At 65.5% G+C, this 21,820-nt stretch carries 30 protein-coding genes; 18 read left to right on the top strand and 12 right to left on the bottom strand.

Annotation, left to right across the window (positions count from 1 at the left end):
• Positions 1-8: 8 nt before the first annotated feature.
• The 8 genes from I5E68_RS03305 to pspF form a co-directional block, all read right to left on the bottom strand.
• Positions 9-758, bottom strand: a complete 750-nt coding sequence (locus I5E68_RS03305) for a DUF448 domain-containing protein (protein ID WP_197160749.1) — start codon at positions 756-758, stop codon at positions 9-11.
• Positions 739-2,415, bottom strand: coding sequence for a transcription termination factor NusA (nusA, locus tag I5E68_RS03300; RefSeq protein WP_197160747.1), 1,677 nt, complete (start codon positions 2,413-2,415; stop codon positions 739-741). The genes I5E68_RS03305 and nusA overlap by 20 nt, the downstream gene beginning before the upstream one ends.
• Positions 2,416-2,418: 3 nt before the next feature.
• Positions 2,419-2,991 (bottom strand): ribosome maturation protein RimP, encoded by a 573-nt coding sequence (gene rimP, locus I5E68_RS03295; RefSeq protein WP_197160744.1) that lies wholly within the window; start codon positions 2,989-2,991, stop codon positions 2,419-2,421.
• A 379-nt stretch (positions 2,992-3,370) separates the two neighbouring features.
• Positions 3,371-3,829, bottom strand: a complete 459-nt coding sequence (locus tag I5E68_RS03290; protein WP_228726801.1) for a JAB domain-containing protein — start codon at positions 3,827-3,829, stop codon at positions 3,371-3,373.
• 26 nt (positions 3,830-3,855) lie between these two features.
• Positions 3,856-4,365: a hypothetical protein gene (locus I5E68_RS03285; protein ID WP_197160742.1), complete on the bottom strand. Its 510-nt coding sequence runs from the start codon at positions 4,363-4,365 to the stop codon at positions 3,856-3,858.
• Positions 4,366-4,389: 24 nt separating this feature from the next.
• Complete coding sequence (locus I5E68_RS03280) at positions 4,390-4,716, bottom strand: hypothetical protein (protein WP_228726800.1); 327 nt, start codon at positions 4,714-4,716, stop codon at positions 4,390-4,392.
• A 110-nt stretch (positions 4,717-4,826) separates the two neighbouring features.
• Positions 4,827-5,363, bottom strand: a complete 537-nt coding sequence (locus I5E68_RS03275; RefSeq protein WP_323982075.1) for a LuxR C-terminal-related transcriptional regulator — start codon at positions 5,361-5,363, stop codon at positions 4,827-4,829.
• A gap of 234 nt (positions 5,364-5,597) precedes the next feature.
• Complete coding sequence (gene pspF / locus I5E68_RS03270) at positions 5,598-6,710, bottom strand: phage shock protein operon transcriptional activator (protein WP_197160740.1); 1,113 nt, start codon at positions 6,708-6,710, stop codon at positions 5,598-5,600.
• Between the two features lie 170 nt (positions 6,711-6,880).
• On the opposite strand from pspF, the gene I5E68_RS03265 reads away from it, so the two are divergent.
• The 8 genes from I5E68_RS03265 to I5E68_RS03230 all read left to right on the top strand — a co-directional run bounded on the left by I5E68_RS03265 (position 6,881) and on the right by I5E68_RS03230 (position 10,139).
• A complete protein-coding gene (locus I5E68_RS03265; RefSeq protein ID WP_197160738.1) occupies positions 6,881-7,087 on the top strand; it encodes a hypothetical protein in 207 nt (68 codons plus the stop codon).
• Positions 7,084-7,965: a phage shock protein PspA gene (gene pspA / locus I5E68_RS03260; RefSeq protein WP_197160736.1), complete on the top strand. Its 882-nt coding sequence runs from the start codon at positions 7,084-7,086 to the stop codon at positions 7,963-7,965. The genes I5E68_RS03265 and pspA overlap by 4 nt, the downstream gene beginning before the upstream one ends.
• A 140-nt stretch (positions 7,966-8,105) precedes the next feature.
• A complete protein-coding gene (locus I5E68_RS03255; RefSeq protein ID WP_197160734.1) occupies positions 8,106-8,492 on the top strand; it encodes a PspC domain-containing protein in 387 nt (128 codons plus the stop codon).
• Between the two features lie 57 nt (positions 8,493-8,549).
• Complete coding sequence (locus I5E68_RS03250; RefSeq protein WP_197160732.1) at positions 8,550-8,840, top strand: hypothetical protein; 291 nt, start codon at positions 8,550-8,552, stop codon at positions 8,838-8,840.
• 13 nt (positions 8,841-8,853) lie between these two features.
• Positions 8,854-9,186 carry a hypothetical protein gene (locus tag I5E68_RS03245; RefSeq protein ID WP_197160730.1) on the top strand — a complete coding sequence of 111 codons (333 nt, stop codon included), beginning with the start codon at positions 8,854-8,856 and terminating at the stop codon, positions 9,184-9,186.
• 28 nt (positions 9,187-9,214) lie between these two features.
• Complete coding sequence (locus I5E68_RS03240) at positions 9,215-9,571, top strand: hypothetical protein (RefSeq protein WP_228726799.1); 357 nt, start codon at positions 9,215-9,217, stop codon at positions 9,569-9,571.
• Positions 9,568-9,888 (top strand): hypothetical protein, encoded by a 321-nt coding sequence (locus I5E68_RS03235; protein WP_197160728.1) that lies wholly within the window; start codon positions 9,568-9,570, stop codon positions 9,886-9,888. The genes I5E68_RS03240 and I5E68_RS03235 overlap by 4 nt, the downstream gene beginning before the upstream one ends.
• Positions 9,885-10,139: a hypothetical protein gene (locus I5E68_RS03230; RefSeq protein ID WP_197160726.1), complete on the top strand. Its 255-nt coding sequence runs from the start codon at positions 9,885-9,887 to the stop codon at positions 10,137-10,139. Before I5E68_RS03235 ends, I5E68_RS03230 begins: the two co-directional genes overlap by 4 nt.
• Positions 10,140-10,254: 115 nt before the next feature.
• On the opposite strand, the gene I5E68_RS03225 is transcribed toward I5E68_RS03230, so the two are convergent.
• Positions 10,255-12,327 carry an NAD(+) synthase gene (locus I5E68_RS03225; RefSeq protein ID WP_197160724.1) on the bottom strand — a complete coding sequence of 691 codons (2,073 nt, stop codon included), beginning with the start codon at positions 12,325-12,327 and terminating at the stop codon, positions 10,255-10,257.
• A 176-nt stretch (positions 12,328-12,503) separates the two neighbouring features.
• Between I5E68_RS03225 and I5E68_RS03220 the strand changes: the two genes are divergently transcribed.
• On the top strand, positions 12,504-12,917 hold the full coding sequence (locus tag I5E68_RS03220; protein WP_197160714.1) for a SufE family protein: 414 nt from the start codon (positions 12,504-12,506) through the stop codon (positions 12,915-12,917).
• Entirely contained in the window at positions 12,904-13,263 is a 360-nt protein-coding gene (locus tag I5E68_RS03215; RefSeq protein ID WP_197160711.1) for a YbaN family protein, read from the top strand. The genes I5E68_RS03220 and I5E68_RS03215 overlap by 14 nt, the downstream gene beginning before the upstream one ends.
• 20 nt (positions 13,264-13,283) lie before the next feature.
• On the opposite strand, the gene I5E68_RS03210 is transcribed toward I5E68_RS03215, so the two are convergent.
• Together I5E68_RS03210 and I5E68_RS03205 are read right to left on the bottom strand one after the other, a co-directional pair.
• On the bottom strand, positions 13,284-14,222 hold the full coding sequence (locus I5E68_RS03210) for a formate/nitrite transporter family protein (protein ID WP_323982074.1): 939 nt from the start codon (positions 14,220-14,222) through the stop codon (positions 13,284-13,286).
• A gap of 340 nt (positions 14,223-14,562) precedes the next feature.
• The gene (locus I5E68_RS03205; protein WP_197160710.1) at positions 14,563-15,081 is read right to left on the bottom strand and encodes a sterol desaturase family protein; all 519 of its coding nucleotides are present in this window, start codon (positions 15,079-15,081) and stop codon (positions 14,563-14,565) included.
• Positions 15,082-15,259: 178 nt separating this feature from the next.
• Here I5E68_RS03205 and I5E68_RS03200 point away from each other — a divergent pair, with 178 nt between their 5' ends.
• From I5E68_RS03200 to I5E68_RS03165, 8 genes are all read left to right on the top strand, one after another.
• On the top strand, positions 15,260-15,652 hold the full coding sequence (locus I5E68_RS03200; protein ID WP_197160708.1) for a hypothetical protein: 393 nt from the start codon (positions 15,260-15,262) through the stop codon (positions 15,650-15,652).
• 209 nt (positions 15,653-15,861) lie between these two features.
• Complete coding sequence (leuC, locus tag I5E68_RS03195; protein ID WP_197160706.1) at positions 15,862-17,301, top strand: 3-isopropylmalate dehydratase large subunit; 1,440 nt, start codon at positions 15,862-15,864, stop codon at positions 17,299-17,301.
• A 27-nt stretch (positions 17,302-17,328) separates the two neighbouring features.
• Positions 17,329-17,493, top strand: a complete 165-nt coding sequence (locus tag I5E68_RS03190; protein ID WP_197160705.1) for a hypothetical protein — start codon at positions 17,329-17,331, stop codon at positions 17,491-17,493.
• 23 nt (positions 17,494-17,516) lie between these two features.
• Positions 17,517-18,119 (top strand): 3-isopropylmalate dehydratase small subunit, encoded by a 603-nt coding sequence (leuD, locus tag I5E68_RS03185; protein WP_197160704.1) that lies wholly within the window; start codon positions 17,517-17,519, stop codon positions 18,117-18,119.
• Between the two features lie 143 nt (positions 18,120-18,262).
• Complete coding sequence (locus tag I5E68_RS03180) at positions 18,263-18,586, top strand: DUF1476 domain-containing protein (protein WP_197160703.1); 324 nt, start codon at positions 18,263-18,265, stop codon at positions 18,584-18,586.
• 62 nt (positions 18,587-18,648) lie between these two features.
• On the top strand, positions 18,649-18,882 hold the full coding sequence (locus I5E68_RS03175) for a BolA family protein (RefSeq protein WP_197160702.1): 234 nt from the start codon (positions 18,649-18,651) through the stop codon (positions 18,880-18,882).
• 32 nt (positions 18,883-18,914) lie between these two features.
• The gene (gene grxD, locus I5E68_RS03170) at positions 18,915-19,244 is read left to right on the top strand and encodes a Grx4 family monothiol glutaredoxin (RefSeq protein ID WP_197160701.1); all 330 of its coding nucleotides are present in this window, start codon (positions 18,915-18,917) and stop codon (positions 19,242-19,244) included.
• Between the two features lie 409 nt (positions 19,245-19,653).
• Positions 19,654-20,454, top strand: coding sequence for an NUDIX hydrolase (locus tag I5E68_RS03165; protein ID WP_197160697.1), 801 nt, complete (start codon positions 19,654-19,656; stop codon positions 20,452-20,454).
• A gap of 16 nt (positions 20,455-20,470) precedes the next feature.
• Here I5E68_RS03165 and I5E68_RS03160 read toward each other — a convergent pair whose 3' ends face one another.
• Complete coding sequence (locus I5E68_RS03160) at positions 20,471-21,766, bottom strand: sugar MFS transporter (RefSeq protein ID WP_370463722.1); 1,296 nt, start codon at positions 21,764-21,766, stop codon at positions 20,471-20,473.
• Positions 21,767-21,820 lie beyond the last annotated feature (54 nt).

The raw sequence follows: 21,820 nt of genomic DNA, 5'->3' as shown, positions 1-21,820 counted from the left end.
CTTCAAATTCAATTCTGTGCCCGACCCAGATCGGGTGTCGTCACGGGCACAGCGGCGCGAGCCGGCCCATCGCCATTTTCGTTTTCGGTCGCGCCAGAGAGTGGCGGCGCCAGCCCTCTGAAATGCAGAAGGCGCTCAAGCAGCGATTCGACCCTGCGGGCCGCGCCGGAATCACTGAGCGCCAAATGGACGACATTGTCGCGGCCCAATGCCACAGACAGCGCCTCGCGGTCCAGAGGCAAGCGTGTGCCCTGGAGTCCGGTCCCTTCGAGATCGCGACCCACGCGCCAGGCCTGGTCGAGCTTGCGCGATCCATCCTGGCTGGCGTCAGCCGCATGGCCGAGCCATGCCACCTTGCCCTCTCGCGCGTTCTGCGCGATCCGGTCCGAGCCCATCAGAAGCTTGCCCGATTTAAGCTCGAGCCCGAGCCGGTCTGCCAGAGCCCGGGCAAGCCCGGTCTCGATGCGTTCGGCCAGATCCTCGGGGATCGACATAGACGCGCCCTTGTAGGCACGCGCCAGTGCTCCCTTTAGTTTGCCCTTCGCGACGGCTTTTTCAAGGGTCGTGCGATCAACGCCGATCCACGCGCCGCGCCCAGGGGCACGCGCGTGGATGTCGGGAAGCACCATACCGTCGGGCGAAATCGCCAGTCGCACGAGGTCTTCGCGCGCAGCTTTCCTGCCGGAGAGGATGCAAGTCCTCTCCGCGCCCGGGCTATCGATGTCGGAGCTTAAGCGCTCATTGCGAGGATTCCGCATCGGCGGCCTCCCCGTTGGCGGTGTCGGCCACGTCGGCCTCTTCCGCAGCGCCCTCGGCCACTTCGTATTCGGCGACATCCTCGTCGTCGAACCAGTGGGCGCGGGCGGCCATGATGATCTCGTTGCCCTGCTCTTCGCTCAGGCCGTACTCGCCGAGCACACCGCCCTTGTCTTCCTCGCGGGCGCGACGGTTGACGGTGCCGTCACGGCGACGCTGCTCGGTGCGCTTCTTGGCGATGAGCTCGTCGGTGGCGAGGTCGGCGAGATCGTCGAGGGTCTTGATCCCGCCCTTGCCGAGCACGACCAGCATGGCCTCGGTGAGGTGCGGCAGTTCGGCGAGGGCATCCTCGACGCCCAGCGCGCGACGCTCCTCGCGGCTCGCTTCCTCGCGACGCTCGAGCGCTTCATGGGCACGGCTCTGCAGTTCCTCGGCGAGCTCCTCGTCGAAGCCCTCGATCGCGGCCAGTTCGGCCAGCTCGATGTAGGCGACTTCCTCCAGCTCGGTGAAGCCTTCGGCCACCAGCAGCTGCGAGAGGGTCTCGTCGACGTCGAGCTCGTCCTCGAACATCTTCGAGCGCTCGGTGAATTCCTTCTGGCGCTTGGCCGAGCTCTCGGCCTCGGTCATGATGTCGATCTGCGAGCCGGTCAGCTGCGAGGCGAGACGCACGTTCTGGCCACGACGACCAATCGCCAGCGAAAGCTGGTCATCGGGCACGACGACCTCGATGCGGTTCTCTTCCTCGTCGATGACGACGCGGCTGACGGTCGCGGGCTGAAGCGCGTTGACGACGAAAGTCGCGGTGTCCTCGCTCCAGGGGATGATGTCGATCTTCTCGCCCTGCAGTTCCTGCACGACGGCCTGGACGCGGCTGCCCTTCATGCCGACGCAGGCGCCGACCGGGTCGATCGAGTGATCGTGGCTGATCACGCCGATCTTGGCGCGCGAGCCCGGATCGCGGGCAGCGGCCTTGATCTCGATGATGCCGTCGTAGATTTCGGGCACTTCCTGCGCGAAGAGCTTCTTCATGAAGTCGGGGTGTGCACGGCTCAGGAAGATCTGCGGACCGCGGTTCTGACGCTCGACGCGCGAGACGATCGCACGCACGCGCTCGCCGACACGGGCGGCCTCGCGCGGGATCTGCTGGTCGCGGCGGATAACGCCCTCGGCGCGGCCCAGGTTGACGATCACGTGGCCGAACTCGACCGACTTGATCACGCCGGTGATGACTTCGCCGGCACGGTCCTTGAACTCGTCGTACTGGCGGTCACGTTCTGCGTCGCGGACCTTCTGGAAGATCACCTGCTTGGCCGACTGCGCGTCGATGCGGCCGAGATCGACCGGGGGCAGCGGATCGACGATGAAGTCGCCGATTGCAGCGCCGGGCTGGAGCTTCTCGGCCTGCTTGAGGTCGACCTGCTTAAAGTAGTCCTCGACTTCCTCGACGACCTCGACGACGCGCCACAGGCGCAGGTCGCCGGTGCGCGGATCGAGCTTTGCGCGGATGTCGTTTTCGGCACCGTAACGGTTGCGAGCCGACTTCTGGATGGCTTCTTCCATCGCCTCGATGACGATCGACTTGTCGATCATCTTCTCCGAGGCGACCGCATTGGCGATCGCGAGCAGCTCGGCGCGGTTGGCGGAAATCGCACTGGCCATGGCTTAGTCTTCCTGTTCCTCAAGAATGTCGTCCGCACCGCTGGTATCCAGCGGACGGGTGGCTGCGATCAGGCGGTCGGTGAGGACGAGCCTGGCGGAATGTACGTCGGCAAGCGGGAATTCCACCTTGCCGGACTTGCGGTCCTCGAGCGTGACCACTTCGGCCCCGGGTTCGCCGGCGATACCGAGAAGGTCGCCCTGCAATGCCTTGCGGTTACCGTCGACCGGCGCGCTGAGGTTGATGCGCGCTTCGTGGCCGGCCCAGTTGGCGTAGTCCTTGACCCGGGTCAGCGGGCGATCGATCCCCGGCGAGCTGACCTCGAGGCGATAAGCCTCCTCGATCAGGTCCTCTCCAGCTTCCTCGAGCGCATCCATGCGATCCGAGATACGATGCGAGAGCGCCACGCAATCGTCGAGCACGAGCTGCCCGGTCTCGGGGCGTTCGGCCATGACCTGCAGCGCGATCTCGTCGTCCCCGACTTCGCTCTTGCCGAAGAAACGCACGCGCACGAGCTCCAGACCGAGGGCCTTGACCTCCGGCTCGATGACTTCGGTGATGCGTGCGATATCGGCCAAACGAAACTCCGGTAAACTTGCTGGGCCGCGCGTCCGGCGCGCGGCGGGTGGGGTAATGCGAATCGGTCCGGCTGCAGGTACGTCGTTTCGCGCCGGCCCCTTCCGGCGCCAGCCCGATCCATGTCTAACCAATGCCGGGATGGAGGCCAGATAGGCGCAATCGGTCGAGAACGCAAGGGGAGATACGTCGAGCAGGGCCCGACAGCAACGCATGGACGGCGCGCAACGAAGCTGCCGCGCGCATTTCCAGTGATGCCGCGTTGCCCAAAAAAAGGCGGCGGAACGCACCAGGCGCCCCGCCGCAATGAATGATGGTCGCAACGACTCGCGGTAATGGCGACGAGCCGAGGGTCCATCACTCCCCCATGTGCTCCGTTTGTCAGCCCGCGCCGCGAGGACGCGTGCCGCCCGGAGATTGAACCCAGTCCGCCGCTCGCGACGGGGTGAGCCTTAAAGCCTGCGGCTCGACCGGGGCCGCCTGCTCGGGCTGGACCATGAGCCCTGCCCTGCGCATGCTGACCGCGGCCCGGCCGGCTATGATCACGTGATCGAGAAACTCCAGCTCCATGGCCATCGAGAGCGCCTGCAGACAACGCGTCGTACTGGCATCCGCAGCGCTTGGCGAAGGATCGCCCGAGGGATGGTTGTGGACCAGCGCCAGCCCGCTCGAGCCCAGCCGCAGCGCAGGCTCGATCAGCGCACGGTAGCGCCCCGAAACACTCTGCAACGCACCATCCTGTTCGAGCAGATGCCCCAGCAAACGGCCGCGATCGTCGTAGAACACTGCAAGCAGGACTTCATGGCGCAGCGGCCCCAGATGCCGCACAAGGTGTTCCATCAAGGAACCCTCGAGCGGCATCAGGCTCAGCGCCCGGCGACTTGCCGGCCTGACCTGGCAGCGCCCCGGGACCAGTCCTGCCAGGAGCGATCGACGCCATCCCTGTGCAGCCTCCTGAGGTGCAGGACGGTACCGATCAGCAGCACCGAAAGCACCACGAAGGTCGGACCACTGCGCATCAGCGCGTAGACCAGCTTGGGGATCGCGAGATCCGCCCAGCGCGCGAAATGGGCGCTCAGACTGAGCACTTGCAGTGCTGTTGCGCATAGCGGCCAGAACCTTCTTGCATTGAGGGCGATCGCACCGAAGCCCAGCGTCCCGACAAGGTCGGACAGGAACGCGACGGGATCGACGGCGATGAAACGGCTGGGAAGGAAATTGACGCCAAGCGACTGCAGGGCCCACATCGCGACGAGCACCAGTGCGCCCGCCCGCTCGGGCTCCCCGCCCTTCCACAAGGCCAGTCCGAGACTGGCCAGCATGAGAGCGAAGAAGGCCGGCTGCAGAAGGTCCGCGAGGGTTAACCCTGCTCCCAAGTCACCATCCCATCCAGCTGCAGATCAGGCCGCGTCTTCGAACGCAGTGTCGGCGAGAACGGCGTTCTCGGGGCATTCCTCGACCGGAATGTCCATCGTCTCGGCGAGACGCGAGAGATCGGAATGGGCACGCACCAGCTCCGAGCGGGCGGCCACGAGGTTCTTCTGCATCGCGGCAATGCGCATCATCGGGCGCTGGCCGGCATGCGCGGCATTGGCAGTGGCGATGCGGGCACGGGCCATTTCGGCAAACAGTTCGCCGGAGCGAGCGATCAGCTCGTCCATCGCATCCTCGACCGAGCGCACGGTCCTGCCGATACGCAGGCTGGCTACCTCAGGGGTCATCGTCATGTCTTCGTCTCCGCTGCATGGCCTGCGGCACTTCGTCGTGAAGCCCGCCTGCCGGCAAGTGTCAGGATCGGAAACTTTCGCCCCGGTTACGGCAAGGGGTTAGAAACGCCTTACAGCAACCGCCCCATGACATCGGCAATGGCCAGCACGGTCGCCAGCGTCATCGCCATCAGCAGGGCCAGGACCAGGATCATGCCCAGCCGTCCGAAGCGGCCGAACTTCCTGTCGAAAGCCTCCAGGCCTGCCAGCGGCTCCGGCGTGTCTTCGAACCACCCCTGGAAACTGCCCATGGGAAGCTCCATGGGCCGGGCATCGGAGAGCACGAAGTGCGGATCGACCGGCAGGTCTTGTCCCAAGCTTTCGGCGGTTTGTGCCTCGGGGTCGAGATACGAAAAACCACATATGGGTTTTCCACATAGTTCGCGGATTTCCGCGTATCTGCGGGCGGTATCCTTGCGGTTGGAGGTCCCCCACTTGTCGCGCACCGCAGCGATGCGCTGGTCAACGGTATTGGGGGCAATACCCAGCTCGCGCGAGATCTCCTTGGTAGTGCGGTGCGCAACCAGCAGGTCGAGGACCTCGACCTGCTTTGCGGTCAGCCCCTCATAGATATCCCTGGCATCACATTCGTCGTTCACGACAGGCACGACTCGGTTCCCGTTACCCAGCAGACAATCATCATCCGGCCTCGATTGCCGGCATCGAACACAGGCGCAGACCGGTCTACGACTGGCCCCTTCACACCTGATTAACACCTAGGGACTTTACAGTATCCTGACAGGCGAGACAGCCCCTGGCATCATGTTGTTCGTCGAATGAGAACAGCCTCCCGACGGATACCCGCCCAAAAGCGCCGCCCACCTCTCGAAAACCACCACCGTTCAACCACGCGATGCCTCGTGAAGCCCATGACGCTTCATGGCGTGGCGTAGCTGGTCGTAGCTCAGACCGAGCAGCGGCGCGGTGCGGCGCTGGTTCCAGCGCTGCTCCTCGAGCGCGGCGACGAGCAGGCCGCGCTCGTAGGCCTCGACTGCCCCCCGCAAGTCGCCTCCATGATCTACCACCGCAACATCCAGCGCCGGCTGCGATGCAGGCAGACCCTGCGCCTCGTCCTGCCCCGCCTGCGGCCTCGCGGCTGCCCCGGACGACGCGAGAGCGCCACCAGCAGCATCCGGCACGGCGGATTCAGGCTGAGCGGGCTGTTCGTCCGCACATGCCTGCCAGGGGCTGTCGAACGGATCGAACACGATCGCATCGATGGCCATGTCAGGCTCATCCCAGCGATAGACCGCGCGCTCGACCACATTGCGCAGTTCGCGCACGTTGCCTGGCCAGCCATAAGTCTCGAGCGCGCGCTGTGCGCGGCCAGAGAAGCCGGGCCAGCCATCCCACTGCATCTCGGCCGCCATGCGACGGCCATAGTAATCGGCCAGTTCGAACACGTCGCCTTCGCGCGCGCGCAAAGGCGGCAGGGTGATGACCTCGAAGCTGAGCCGGTCGAGCAGGTCGGAACGAAAGGTCCCCGCGCGCGCCATCGCGGGCAGGTCGGCATTGGTCGCAGCAACAATGCGCACGTCGACCTGAAGCGGACGCGATGCGCCGATCCGCGCGACCTCGCCATATTCGATCGCACGCAGCAGCCGCTCTTGCGCGGCCATGGACAGGTTGCCCAGTTCGTCGAGGAACAAGGTGCCCCCGTCCGCCTCCTCGAAACGCCCGGCACGTGCACGTACGGCCCCTGTGAAGGCCCCCGCCTCGTGGCCGAACAGCTCGGCCTCGATCAGGGTCTCGGGCAAGGCAGCGCAGTTGAGCGTGACCAGCGGCTGATCCCAGCGCGCTGAGAGGCGATGGAGGCGCTGCGCTATGAGCTCCTTGCCGGTGCCACGCTCACCGATGACAAGCACCGGACGCCCGACCGGGGCAGCGCGGCTCGCGCGCTCCACCGCATCGAGAAAAACCGAGGACTGGCCGATAAACTGAACGTCGCGATCCATTGCCAATATCTAGTATAATTTCCCATATAGTAGCAAACTTAATTGGCCTGTACATTCATGGTGCATACAGAAAAGCGCAGAATTCCGGGATTTCTCCAGTTTGGCACGGGCCGTGCAATGAGAGGGACATACCGCGAAGGCGGCTCAAGATTTCTGAGGGAATGAAGGTCATGTCGTTGCACCACGCCAGCATTGAAAACGCCGGGAATGCCAGCCAGTCGTTCTGGCGTCGTTCGACGCTCGGCCGCACGCGGCTCGACTGGGCGATCATCATCAGCCTGCTCGCCATGGGCAGCTTCAACCTGATCGCCACCGCCGACCGCATCGGCCCGGCCAAGGCCTATGCCGCCCCGGTCTGCGGAGTACCCTTGGCATGAGCAGGCTCGACGCGGAAATCGAGGTCCTGCAAGCTTCGCAAGGATCTGCACAGCGGGACCACCGCCCCCGCTTCGGCGCCGCCAACGATCATGGCGAGCATACCGAGCACACCTTCAACCAATACCGGTCGCACAACCAATCGCACCGCCTCACCAGCGGCACGCACTCGAAAAAAGGATTTACGAGCATGGGCATCTTCTCGCGCACCCGCGACATCATCGCCGCCAACTTCAACGACATGCTCGACAAGGCCGAGGATCCCGCGAAGATGATCCGCCTGATCATCCTCGAGATGGAAGAGACCCTCGTCGAAGTGCGCACCTCATCGGCACGCACCATCGCCGACCAGAAGGAACTGCGCCGCCACGTCGACAAGCTCGACCGGCTGCAGGCCGACTGGGGCGACAAGGCCCAGCTCGCACTGAGCAAGGATCGCGAGGATCTCGCCCGCGCCGCCCTGCTCGAGAAGAAGAAGGCCTCCGACATGGCTGGCCAGCTTCACCAGGAAATCGCAGTCCTCGACGACAGCCTGCGCGCTTACGAGCAGGACATCGAGAAGCTGCAGAACCGCCTGCGCGAGGCGCGCAGCCGCCAGAGCGCAATCACCGCGCGCCTGCAGAGCGCCGAGAACCGCGTCAAGCTGCGCACGCTGCTCGCCAGCGAGCGCGTCGACGAGGCGCTCGCCCGCTTCGACCAGCTCGAGCGCCGCGTCGACTATGCCGAAGGCCGCGCCGAGGCGATGGGCCTCGCCGACGAGCGCCAGCCGACGCTCGCCGATGAAATTGCGGCACTCGCAGATGGAGACTCGATCGACGCCGAACTTGCCGAGATGAAGAAGTCGATGGGCTCGCCCGCGACCGGCAAGAGCGAAGCCTGATCCGCAGCTGCCGCGGCGCGGCGCCTTCCCGGAAAGGCGCGCGCCGGACACGGCGGCACCCCGAAAAGGGGGGCAATTTCCGGGGATAGCGGGGGCGATGACGTCCTCGACACGACAACCCAAGGGAAGGGACAACTACAGTGTCACGCGGACATTTCTATCTCGACAAGTCGAACGCCAAGGTCTTCGGCGTGTGCTCGGGCCTTGCCGACTATACCGGCGTCGATGCCTTCTGGATGCGCCTGGGCGCGGTATTGCTCACACTGTTCGGCTTCGGGTCCACGATCCTGATCTACATCGCGATCGCGGTCATCGCCGACAACCGCCCAATGGACCTGTACTCTGCCCGCGAGGAAGAGCGCCTGCTGCGCCGCATGGAACGCCGCCAGGCCCGCCGCGACGGCGTCACCCGCTCCGACCGTCGCCGCGCCGAACTGTCCGACATGGACCGCCGCGTCGCCGAGATGGAAGCGCACTACACCAACAGCAATCCGCGCCTCGCTGCCGAGATCGAAAATCTGCGCTGATTGCCACAAGCAGGCCCCGGCCCTTCACGGGCCGGGCACCAACGGGGACAAGACGACATGGATACCGGAACACTCGCCCTCCTGATACCGCTCGCGCCGTTCATCGTCGGCGGACTGGTGATCTGGACCAAGCACCAGCACAAGATGGCGGAACTCCAGCTTCAGGCCACCGCGGAAAAGGCAGCGCAATACGCCTCCAATGCGGCGGAACTGGAAGAACGCGTCCGGGTCCTCGAACGTATCGTCACCGATGGCGGCTTCGATACCGCGCTGCATATCGAAGCCCTGCGCGACCAGCGCAACGTCGAGACCGAGCGCAATTCCGCCACCGACAAACACGTCAACTGAGGGAGCTGCCGAAATGAACTGGGGTGGCCCCAACTTCGTCCTGCTGATCATCGCCCTGTCCACCGGTGGCTGGCTGATCAACAACTGGATTCGTGCACGCCACGGCTACGCGCTCGAGGACGAATTCTTCGGCAAGACCGAAAAGACCGATCCCGCCGCAACCCGCCGCCACGAAGAGGCCAATGCCAAGCTGTTGGAGCGCATTGCCCAGCTCGAGAAGCGTACTGCCGCGCTCGAGGTCATCGTCACCGACAGCAGCTACGACACGGCCCGCCAGATCGAGGCTCTAACCGCCCTCGACATCGAGCGCGACACCAACCGCACCGCGCAGCCCCGCCCGCGCTGATCGCGCGTCACCACGAAAGGATGCCATCATGGCTCTCGATCTCGCCACGCTCGAAATGCTCAGCCCCGTCATTGTCGTCGCCACGGCCATCGGCACCGCCGGCTGGGTCTTCAACAACTGGCTGCGCATGCGCCACGGCTATCCGCTCGAGAATTCCTGGGGCAAGAGCATCTACCCCAAGACCGACGGCGAGGCGCAGGCCCGGGTCCAGCTGCTCACCCAGGAAAACGCCGAGTTGCGCGCCGAGGTCAGCGCGATGAAGGACCGCATGGCCGCCGTCGAGCGCATCGTCACCGACCAGGGCTACGACGTCGCCCGACAGATCGAGGGCCTGCGCGAGGCACGCAGTCTTGCTCAGGCCGCGGACAAGGAGACGCGCCAGTGACCTTCGGGGACATCATCGGCCTGATCGTAGTTTTCGGCGGCTTCGTCGCCATCGCCGCGGTCATCGCCAGCGCCTACAAGCGCCGGCTCGCGCATATCGAACGCAAGCTCGAGATAACCTCGGGCGAGGGCGCCGAGCGCGCCGTGCTCAGCGCCAAGAACATCGAGCTCGAAAACCGGGTGCGCGTTCTCGAAAGAATCGTTACCCAGTCGAGCGAGAGTGATGAGATCGCCCGCCAGATCGACGCGCTGCTTGAAAGCGCCGACGGACAGAGCGAGAAGACCCTGATGGTAGCCAACGAGGTAAGCAGTCGATGAATTTCTGGACAGCCGTCGTCATCATTTTCGTGATCGGCTGCGTGACATGGCTGAAAGCCCAGAAGCAGCGCGGCGACGGCATCGAACACCGCTCGGGCCGGGGCCGCGCCGGTCGCCTGCTCGATCGTGACGACGACGTCGATCACGAGATCGAACAGCTGCGCGAACGTATCGCCGTGCTCGAGCGCATCGCCACCGACGATCGCCAGAGCAAGGACCTCGCCCGCGAGATCGAGAAGCTGCGCGACTGAGGCAGGTAGCGGGGCTTGTACCGGCCCCTCCGCTCAGGCTGAGCCCGTCAAAGCCGGTTCGGTGCGGTGCCAGATCCTCTCATAATTAACGACCGTCCGCCCCATTGCGCGCAGCTCAGCCCGGCACCTTGGCATCCAGCTCCGCCAACCATACCGCCGCGCTCGCGTCCGATGGCGCGCGCCAATCGCCGCGCGGCGACAGAGCGCCGCCCGATGAAACCTTCGGGCCATTGGGGATCGCCGAGCGCTTGAACTGGCTGAAAGCGAAGAAGCGGCGCAGGAATTTCTCCAGCCAGCTGCGGATGACCGCAAGATCGTACGCCACGCGGCGGTCCTGCGGATAGCCCTCGGGCCAGCTGCGCGCACTGGCGTCGTGCCAGGCATGCCAGGCGAGGAAGGCGACCTTGGACGGCTTCTGCCCGAAGCGCATCACGTGGTGCACGAAGAAGTCGTTGAGCGCGTAAGGCCCGATCTTCTCCTCGGTGCTCTGCAAGGCGCCATCGGTGCCAGCCGGCACGAGCTCGGGCGATATCTCGGTGTCGAGCACCGCAAGCAGCACCGCGCCTGTCGCCGCATCGAAGTCGCCGGTGCGCGCGCACCAGGCAATAAGGTACTGGATCAGCGTCTTGGGCACGCCGGCATTGACCGCATAGTGGCTCATCTGGTCACCCACGCCGTAAGTACACCAGCCAAGCGCCAGTTCGGACAGGTCGCCGGTACCGATGACGAAACCGTTGTGCTGGCTGGCGAGCCGGAACAGGTAGTCGGTGCGCAGCCCCGCCTGCACGTTCTCGAAAGTGACGTCGTAGACAGGCTCGCCATTGGCGAAGGCGTGGCCGATGTCTTCGAGCATGCGGGTCGAGGCAGGACGGATGTCGATTTCCTCGGCGGTGATGCCCAGCGCCTCCATCAGCTTCCAAGCATTCGACCTGGTGCCATCGCTCGTGCCGAAGCCGGGCATGGTATAGCCGCGAATGAAGCTGCGCGGCAGGTCGAGCCGGTCGCAGGCGCGCGCGGCGACGATCAGCGCATGGGTCGAATCGAGCCCGCCCGAAATGCCGATCACCATCGACTTCGCGCTCGTGGCCTCGATCCGGCGCATGAGCCCGTCGACCTGGATGTTGAACGCCTCGTAGCAGTCGGCGTCGAGCTTCTCGGCGCGGTCGGGCACGAAGGGGAAGCGAGCGATCGGGCGCACGAGGCCGATGTCGCCGCGCGCCGGGGCGTGGCGGAAGGCGACCGTGCGGAAGGTGTCCTCGGGACGACCCGCTTCGAGCGCGGCATCGTTGAAGGTCGGCACGCGCATGCGCTCGGCATCGATCCGCTCGCAGTCGACGTCGGCGATGCAAAGTTCGGGATGGAGCGAGAAGCGCTGCGATTCGCCGAGCAGGTCGCCCAGCTCGTAGATCATGCCCTGCCCGTCCCAGGCCATGTCGGTCGTGCTCTCGCCGTGCCCGGCGGCGCAATAGACGTAGGCCGCGACCGCGCGCGCCGACTGCGAACGGCACAAGAGGTGGCGCTCGTCCGACTTGCCGATGGTGATGTTCGAGGCCGACAGGTTGGCAAGGATCGTCGCGCCCGCCAGCGCGCCAAGCGAACTGGGCGGGGTCGGCGCCCAGACGTCCTCGCAGATTTCGGCGAAGAAGCGGAAGTGCGGCAGGACCTCGGAAGCGAAGACGAGATCGGTGCCGAAGGGCACCTCGTGTCCGGCAAGGCGGATCGTGCCGCCACGCAGGCCGCGCCCGGCGGCGAACCAGCGCTTTTCGTAGAACTCGCGGTAATTGGGCAGGTAGGACTTGGGCACCACGCCGAGCAGCTTGCCGTGGCCGATAACCAGCGCGCAGTTGTAGAGCCGCGACTTGTGCGCGATGGCGGCGCCGACCAGCAGCACCGGCGAGAGGCTGGCACTGGCACGCACGATCTCGGCAACCTCGGCCTCGACCGCCTCGATCATCGCCAGCTGCAGGTGCAGGTCGTCGATCGCGTAGGAAGACAGGCACAGCTCGGGAAATACCAGCAGGTCCACCTGCGCCTCGTGCGCGCGGCGCGCTTCTGCGAGCACGGCATCGCAGTTGAAGGCGACATCGGCGGTGCGCACGTGCGGCGTCGAGGTCGCGACCCTGACGAAGCCATGCTCGTGCATGGCGAAGAAGGGATGGCTGCGGTCTTCGTCGAGAGGTGCGCTCATGCGGTTTCCCTGACAGGAAGCGCGCGCCAAGGCAATGTTCCTCGCCACTTGCCCCGATGCGCGCGGCCAACAGGCCCGCCGATCACGGCGCTGCTGGCGGAACCTGCAGACCGCTTGGCCCCTCGCACCGCGCCATCCCCCTTGCCCTTCGTCCGATGGGGACTAAATGGCATGACATGCGCAGCCTCGACGATATCCTTGAAGAATACGAGTTCCTCGATGGCGACGAACGCTATCGCATGCTCATCGAATTGGGCCGTGAGCTCGATCCCATGCCCGACGCACTCAAGACCGACGCCACCAAGGTGCGCGGCTGCTCGGCCTCGGTCTGGGTCTACCCGATGCCGCGCGAGGGTGAGGACAAGCTGCACTTTCTCGCCGATTCCAATGCCGCGATCACCAAGGGGATCGTCGCGCTGGTGATTTCGGCAGTGCAGGACAAGCCTGCCGCCGAAGTGGCCGAGGCCGACATCACCGCAGCGCTGGCGCCGTTCGACCTCGGCAACCAGCTCAGTTCCAACCGCACTCAGGGCGTGCCCAACATGATCTCGCTGATCCGCGAGACCGCCGCACGCAATGCGCAAGCTTAAACGCTCGTTCTGGCTCGCGGCGGGGGTCGTCTTCGTCGCGCTGGGCACGATCGGCATCTTCCTCCCGGTCATGCCCACGGTGGTGTTCTACCTCGCCGCGGCCTGGTGCTTTTCCAAGAGCCATCCCGAGTGGGCCGAGCGGCTCTACAACCACCCCAAGCACGGCACGCACCTTCGCGCATGGCGCGACCGGCGCGCGATCAGCCGCAAGGGCAAAGTCTCCGCGATCCTCGCGATGACCTGCTCGATCCCCTTCACTTGGTTTGTCGTCGGCTTTCCTGTGGCCTTGATCCCGGTCGGCGTGCTCGCGGTGCTGGGCCCCTGGATCTGGACCCGCAACGAATAGCACGCTGCCGTGCGCGCCCGTCAGATCTCGGCGTGGATCTGCCCGTAGGCGAGCATCGCGAAGAGCCCGGTCCCGCCGATCACGTTGCCGGCGAAAGTTGGTGCCAGGTACTGCAGGAAAGCGTCGCGCGCCGAAATCTGGCCATCGACCACCAGCATGAACATCTCGGTCGATCCGGCAATCACGTGCGTGAAGCCCCCCGCCGCGATCAAGGCGGTGAAGAGCATGACCACCCACAGCTCGAATCCTTTGGAGCTGGGCAGCATCCAGACCAAGGCCGCAATGAAGAAGCCTGCCGGGATTCCCTTGACCAGTGCCTCCCAGCCTTGCGTTTCGGCAGCATGGTGCGAAACCTCGAGCATGGCCTTGACGTAGCCGGCCGGCTCGCCGCCGACCTCGACGCTCATCGCCAGCACGAAGAAGGCGGTAAGGAAGGTGCCGATGAAGTTGGCCGTCAGCACGATAGCCCAGAGCCTTGCCGACAGACCCAGCTTGCCCCAGCTCGGCTCGGAGAGCATCGGCAGGACCACGCTCAGCGTATTCTCGGTGAACAGCTGCAGGCGCGAGAGGATGACCAGCACGAAGCCGACGCTGTAACCCAGCGAGGAAATCAGCCAGCGATTGGGGTCGTCGGGAAAATTGGCGTAGAGCAGGCCTTGCGCGAAGACCGAGGTGGAGATGCCGATACCCGCGGCAATGCCCGACCACCACAACGAGGATGTCGGGCGGCGCAGCTCCTCCTCGCCCTCACGGGCGATGATCGCGTAGACCGTCAGCGCGCTGAGACGGCTATGCTCGGATGCGCGGCGCCGTTCCTTGCGCGTGAGCGTCGAGCCGCTCTCGATCTCGCGCTCGGCATTCTCGCGCTCGGCCTTCTGTTCGGCGCGGCGCTGCTCTTCGATCTTGTCCTCGTCAGTTTGCGGGGTCGGCGCCTCGGCGCCGGTGGCAGTGTCGTTCACTTTGCTGGTCCCTCCTGGAGATCAACCCTAGCTAGGCTCAGGACCGAGTACTCACGCCTACGAGGCGCCGAAATGGCGAACAGATCGGGCCGCAGTAGCCGCCGGACGGGCTGGTTGCCCGTCCAAGGCCACTTCGGTTCGAGATGGAAGCCATTCCGGCGTCCCGGAGGGATTTGATAAAAATGGCCCAGCGCAGCGTCAGGAAGTCTTGAAATATCGACATATTCCTTTGCCTTCCTTCCTCGCTCTGAGCCATTTTTCTTCAAACCTCGTAGGCGCGAGTACTCGGTCCTGAGCCTAACCCGCCAAAGGCCCATAAGTTGCCGCGAGGCAGGCGTCGTCAGGCGTCCACTGCATCGCGCAGAACGGCGATGCCGCGCTCGCGCTGGGCCCGCAGCTCGCGCTTGAGCACCGCCGGATCGCGCGCCAGCACGAAACCGAAGGAAACGCCCCCCTCCTTGCCGATGGTCGCATGGTGCAGCTTGTGCGCCTGGACCAGACGTTTGGCATAGCCACGCTTGGGCACCCACTTGAAATAGCGCTGGTGAACGAGGCCATCGTGCACCAGCGTATAGATCACGCCGTAGACGAGCACGCCCAGCCCGATCCAGGTCCCCGGCTCCCACGCCGAGGTGCCCATGACCAGCGGCGATCCCAGCGCGAACATCGCAATGCTGATCGCCGCGCCGAACAGGGCGTAAAGGTCGTTCTTCTCAAGCAGCTTGTCGTGCGGCTCGTGGTGGTCGCGATGCCAGGCCCAGCCGAAACCATGCATGATGTACTTGTGGCTCGACCAGGCCACGAACTCCATCGTGGCGACGGTGGCAAGGACGATCAGGAAGGCGGCAAATGCGGTCATGTCGATCCCTATAGCACCGCCCGCGCGGACCGCGACACTCTCTTACAATTGCACACGATCCTGCGACGGGAGAGATAACTGGCGTTCATCTTTCGAGGCTTAATCCTGAATGCACGGAACGAGGCCGAGCCGCCCGCCACGGCGAAACCTCCAGACCGAGCTACGAAAGGAAAGCCCGATGCGTACCCTCACCAAGATCCTCGCCCCCGCCCTCGTCGCCAGCTTCGCGATCGCCTCGGTCGCTCCTGCAAATGCCGCCGCTGTGCACAACGGCAACCGCGCACAGGCCGCGCACATGACCCCTGCGCGCAACGACACGATCCGCACCCAGATCAGCCAGCTCTCGCGTGACATCGACCGGGCCACCCGGCGCGGCACCCTCTCGCGCCGCGAGAGCGCCAGCCTCAAGCGTGACTTGGGCGAGCTTCGCGGGCTCTACGGACGCTATGCGCGCGGCGGTCTCCAGCGCAGCGAAGTGCGCATGCTCGAGCGCAAGGCCGACCAGATTCGCGCCTCGCTGCGAGCAGAACGCCACGATTTCAACAAGAAGCCCCAGCACGCCCGCCGCTGACAGGCTCCCGTGACTGTCCAGGCAGGAGCGGTTCCCCTTCCACCGCTCCTGTCTGGCGATGCCCTTCGGGGCTGCGCGGCAGACCGGGACCCTACGCCCGGTTTGCCGCGCGTTGCCCACGCGGGCTTCCTCCTGCCGGATAATTGCGCGACAGGGCATGATCGTCATGCTTGAATTGCGCGGCGCGCAGGCCTAAGCGCGCTTGCATCATGACCACGAACCCGCGCACACTCTACCAGAAGATCTGGGACGCCCACGTCGTCGACACCCGCGACGACGGTACCTGCCTCATCTACATCGACCGGCACATCGTCCACGAAGTGACGAGCCCGCAGGCTTTCGAAAGCCTACGTGCTGCTGGCCGCAAGGTACGCCGCCCCGACCTTCACATCGCGGTTCCCGACCATAACCTGCCCACCACCGCGCGCCGCGACGCGAGCGGCAACCGCGTGCCGATCGCCGATCCACAAAGCGCGCAGCAGCTCGAGATGCTCGAGAAGAACGCCCCCGAGTTCGGCATCCGCTACATCGGCGATGCCGATATCGAGCAGGGCATCGTCCACGTCGTCGGTCCCGAGCAGGGCTTCTCGCTGCCCGGCGCGACGATCGTGTGCGGTGACAGCCACACCGCCTGCAACGGCGGCCTGGGCGCCCTCGCCTTCGGCATCGGCACCAGCGAGGTCGAGCACGTCATGGCGACGCAGACCCTGCTGCTCAAGCAGTCCAAGACCTTCCAGGTCAACGTCGAGGGCAAGCTCGGCGCAGGCGTCTCGCCCAAGGACGTGATCCTGCACGTGATCGGCAAGGTCGGCACAGCCGGCGGCACCGGCTACGTCATCGAATATACCGGCAACGTATTCCGCGAGATGTCGATCGAGGGTCGCCTGACGGTCTCGAACATGTCGATCGAGGCGGGTGCACGCGCCGGCCTCATCGCCCCCGACGAGACCACTTTCGCCTACGTCAAGGGCCGCCCCTATGCGCCGGTCGGCGAGGACTGGGACAAGGCCGTCGCCTGGTGGAAGAGCCTCGCCAGCGACGAAGGCGCAACATACGACAAGTCGATCCACATCCGCGCCGAGGACATCGAGCCGACCGTCACCTGGGGCACCAGCCCCGAGGACACCGCACCGATCGGCGCGACGGTCCCCGCCCCCGAGGACTTCGCAGACGCCTCCAAGCGCGACGCGGTCAAGCACAGCCTCGACTACATGGGCCTGACCCCGGGTACCAGGCTGACCGACATCGCGATCGAGAACGTCTTCATCGGCTCGTGCACCAACAGCCGCATCGAGGACATCCGCGCCGCCGCCGAGATCCTCAAGGGCCGCAAGAAGGCCCCGGGCGTCAAGTGGGCGATCGTCGTCCCCGGCTCGGGCCTCGTCAAGGCGCAGGCCGAGGCCGAGGGGCTCGACAAGATCATCACCGATGCCGGCCTCGAATGGCGCGAGCCGGGCTGCTCGGCATGCCTCGCGATGAACCCCGACAAGGTGCCTGCGGGCGAACGCTGCGCCTCGACCTCGAACCGCAACTTCACCGGCCGTCAGGGTCCGGGCGCACGCACGCACCTCGTCAGCCCGGCGATGGCCGCCGCCGCTGCGGTGACCGGCCACCTTGCCGACGTGCGCGACCTCGAAAAGCTCGCCTGAGCGAACAAGAGAGCAGGAGACCAGAGCATGTCCGACGACACCGACACCTCGCTGGCCGGCAAGGCCGCTCTCGCCGCTGGCGCGGCCATCGGCTCGGCCGCGATCGCGGCTGCGCTGCTCTTCGTCAAGCGCCGCAAGTCGCGCGCCGACGAGAAGCCCGCGCACCCCGAGCAGGCACCCGAGACCGACTGAACAGGCCGAGAAGAAGAGCAACCATGCAAGCGATTTCCCAGGTTTCCGGCCGCGCCTACCCGTTCGGCCGCAAGAACGTCGATACCGACGTGATCATCCCGGCCCAGTGGCTCAAGACCGTCACGCGCGAGGGCCTTGGCGTGGGCTGCCTCGAGTCGGTCAAGGCCGAACCGGGCAACGTCTTCACCGACCCGGCCTATGAAGGCTCGCCGATCCTCATTGCCGGTGACAACTTCGGCTGCGGTTCGAGCCGCGAGCATGCCGCGTGGGCGCTGCTCGACATGGGCGTCACCTGCGTGATCGCGCCCAGCTTCTCGGACATCTTCTCGGGCAACGCCTTCAAGAACGGCATCCTTACCGTCGCGCTGCCGCAGGAAGCCATCGACCGCCTGCTCGAGGTGGCGAAGACCGAGACTATCGACGTCAACCTCGAGACGCAGACGGTGACCACGCCCTTCCAGGATCGCTTCCGCTTCGAGATCGATCCGTTCCGCAAGCACTGCCTGCTCGGCGGGCTCGACGAGATCGGCCTGACCCTCGCTCAGGGCAAGGAAATCGACGCCTACGAAGGCAAGGCCCGCGAGAGCCTGCCCTTCCTCGCCAACCCCAAGCGCGCGGCGGCCTGACACATCCTTATCCCCGGGCCCGCGCCTTGCGCGCAGAAACGGGATTGAACGCTTCGTGCGCGGGCCCTATCGGCTATAGCAGTCCGATGGAGGCCCGCTTTCGCATTTCGCGAAGTGCCGTCCTCGTCTTTTGGGGTTGAGACATGACCAGCTTTGACGATCGCGAGCGCGCCGAGGAAGCCAAGTTCGCACACGACGCCGACACCCTGTTCCGCATCCAGGCGCGCCGCAATCGCCTCGTGGGCGAATGGGCAGCCGAGCGCATGGGCCTGTCCGAGGCCGAGACCGAAGCATACGCCAAGGCCGTCGTCCAGGCCGACTTCGAGGAAGCAGGCGACGAGGACGTGATCCGCAAGCTGCTCGGCGATATCACCGCAGCAGGTGTCGAGACCAGCGAGAGCGAAGTGCGCGCCGCACTCGAGGCCAAGCAGGTCGAGGCCCGCCGCGCTTTCCTCGGCGCCGCCTGATTTACTTTGCGGGACGCGCACCATGCGCGCCCCCGCACCACTGAAACTACGGAGTACCCGCCATGGCCATGGCCGCTGACGAGATCGAGACGCTGATCCGCGCCTCCCTGCCCGATGCGCAGGTCACCATCACCGACCTTGCCGGCGACGGCGACCATTATTCGGCCCACGTGGTGAGCGCCGCCTTCGCGGGCAAGCCGCGCGTTGCGCAGCACAAGATGGTCTATCAGGCACTCGGCGGGCGCATGGGCGGGGAACTCCACGCCTTGCAACTGACCACCGCCGTTCCCAACTGACGTACACACGCTTTTTTCAGGATCCGTTTTCCATGTCCGACGTCAACGCCCGCATCGGCGACCTTGTAAAGTCCAACGACATCGTCCTCTTCATGAAGGGCACGCCGCTGTTCCCGCAGTGCGGCTTCTCGAGCCGCGCGGTCGCCATCCTCGATCACCTCCGCGTCCCCTTCGAGACCGTCGACGTGCTGCAGGACCAGGAAATCCGCCAGGGCATCAAGGCCTACTCGGAATGGCCCACGATCCCGCAGCTCTACATTAAGGGTGAATTCGTCGGCGGATCGGACATCATGATGGAGATGTACGAGGCCGGTGAACTGCACCAGCTCGTCTCCGAATCCGGGATCGCTCCGCAAGGCTGAGCCCGAGCACGCTGGCAGACATGAGAGGCCCGGAAAGGACACCCCTTCCCGGGCCTTTTTCGTGCGCGCGCGAAGAGCGCAGCAAGTCCCGGGGCGGGAAGAGATCGCGATGTCGGGGAGAGGCTCGGGGGAGACGGGGCCGGGAGACTGATCGGCCCCGTCTCGGTCGAGACTAGCTCGGGGGGTACGTAATACCTTAAGCACACACCGTGCCAGATTCGGAAAATGGCAGAAACCGGCCACCTTTCCCGTGTGCCGGGAGACGGTCGATGAACACCTTGTAAGGCCTACCGACAGGCGCTCCGTTCGACATGGCAAGGCGCGGGATGGCCATGGCGCGCTCACGCTGTCGCGCAATCCGGAAACGAAAGCGCTTGCCCGATACGCTCAGAGGCGGGACAAGCAGGGCATGTCACAGGCCAGCGCTCCCAGCGACCAGCCGATGCCCGCACATGCCCCGCGCGTCATCCCTGCCGCAACCCTCGTCATCTTCCGCAATGCACCGCAGGCCGGGCAGCCGCCCGAGTTGCTGTTCGTCCAGCGTTCGCGCGAGATGCGCTTTGCCGGAGGCGCCACCGTATTTCCCGGTGGGCGTGTCGATCCTGCCGACCGAGAGCTTGGCGCCCGGCTCCTGCCCGCCATGCCCATCGAGATGGCTGCCGCGCGGATCGCCGCAATCCGCGAGACGCTCGAGGAAACCGGGCTTGCCATCGCGGTCGATCGCCCGGTTAGCGTGGACGAAGCCCGCACGGCGCGCGAGGTGCTGCTGGAAGACGGCAGGCTCTCCACTGTCCTCGACAGGTTCGGCTGGACGCTCGATCCGCAAAGCCTCGCCTTCTTCGCGCACTGGTGTCCCTTGTGGGAAGGCGCCTTCGACACCCGCTTCTTCATCACCGACCTTGGCACCGGCGCGGTCGACGTCACCGTCGATGCCACCGAGAACACGCGCCTGTTCTGGGCCAGCGCAGCCGAGGCGCTGGCCATGGCCGATCGCGGAGAGATATCGGTGATCTTTCCCACCCGCCGCAATCTCGAACGCCTCGCGCTCTATGCCAGCCACGAAGAGGCCCTCGCAGCCCTGCGCCGCTTCCCGCAGCGCCGTGTCCATCCCTGGGCAGAACAGCGCCCCGACGGCGAGTGGCTGGTGATCCCGGACGACCTTGGATACCCGGTTCTGGGCGAGCCGAAAGCCTCGGCCCGGCGCGGCTGACCCCGCGCCCGAGCGATCAGGCAGGCTTGCGCGCGTAGAACCCGAAGCCCGCGATGATCGCGTAGCAGATCGCCGGCAAGGCGAGCGCAATCGAGAGGTTTCCGCCAGCGGCATCCGCGATTGCGCCGGTCGCGACTGGGACGATCGCACCGCCGCAGATCGCGACGTTGATCAGGCCCGAACCGTCAGCCGCACGCGTACCCAGCTTCTCGCAGGCGAGGCTGAAGATGGTCGGGAACATGATCGAGTTCATCAGCCCCACCGTCAGCAGGGTATAGCCAGCCAGTCCCCCCGTCGAATTGGTCGAGACGACGATAAGCGCAATCGCGGCAAGGCCGTTGAAAGCCAGAACCTTGCCCGGGCTCACCAGCCGCAGCACGGCCGAACCGATGAACCGCCCGACCATGGCGCCACCCCAGTAAAAGCCGAGGAGCTGCCCCGCCGACTGCTCGGGCAGCGCGAGCACGTGGTCCTGCATCAGGTAGTTGACGATGAACGAGCCGATCGTCACTTCCGCGCCGACATAGAGGAAAATGCATAGCGCGCCGTAGGCAAAGCGCGGCCGACGCAAAAGGTCCAGTCCGCCAAAGCCCGACGCTTCGTCACGCACCGCACTGCGATCGTGCGGCAGGCGATTGCGCATTGCCCAAACCGCGATCGCAACCAGCGCCAGCGCCGCCGCGATCCCCAGGTACCCGTGCACGATGGCCTGGCTCTCGGCGCGGCGATAGGCATTGAGCGCGGCGCCGCTCAAATCGTCCGCCGAGACCGAAGCAAGGCTGCCCAGAATCAGCACCGAACCTGCGACCGGGAAGACGGTCGTACCCAGCGAATTGAAGGCCTGCGCGAAGGTCAGGCGCGAATGCGCGGTCTCGGGCTTGCCGAGCAGGCTGATCAACGGGTTGGTCACGACCTGCACGATCACCACGCCCGCCGCGAGCACGAAGTAGGCGGCGAGGAACAGCCAGTAGATCGCCGAGGTCGATGCCGGGATGAAGGCGAGGCAGCCCGCGATCATCACCAGCAGGCCACAGGCCGCGCCACGCATGTACCCTACCTTGCGCACCAGCATCGCTCCGGGAATGCCGATCAGAGCATACGCCGCGAAGAAGCAGAACTGCACCAGCATCGCCTGCGTGTAGCTGAGAGCGAAGAGCTCCTTGAGCTTGGGAATGATGACATCGTTGAGGCTGGTGATGCCACCGAAGATGAAGAACAGCGCGAAGACGAAGTAGCGCAGCTCGGGCGCCTCGACATGGCCGCTATCACCGCCATTTTTCGCCCCGGCACCGCTATCCATCATTGCCGCCATCGTTCGTCTCTACCCTTCGCCGATCGACCCAATTCGACCCGGCACGGCAGTGCG

Source organism: Novosphingobium aureum, assembly GCF_015865035.1.
Taxonomy (GTDB): domain Bacteria; phylum Pseudomonadota; class Alphaproteobacteria; order Sphingomonadales; family Sphingomonadaceae; genus Novosphingobium; species Novosphingobium aureum.
The sequence above is the reverse complement of the archived record's forward strand: the minus strand, read 5'-3'. Positions and strand labels throughout refer to the sequence as shown.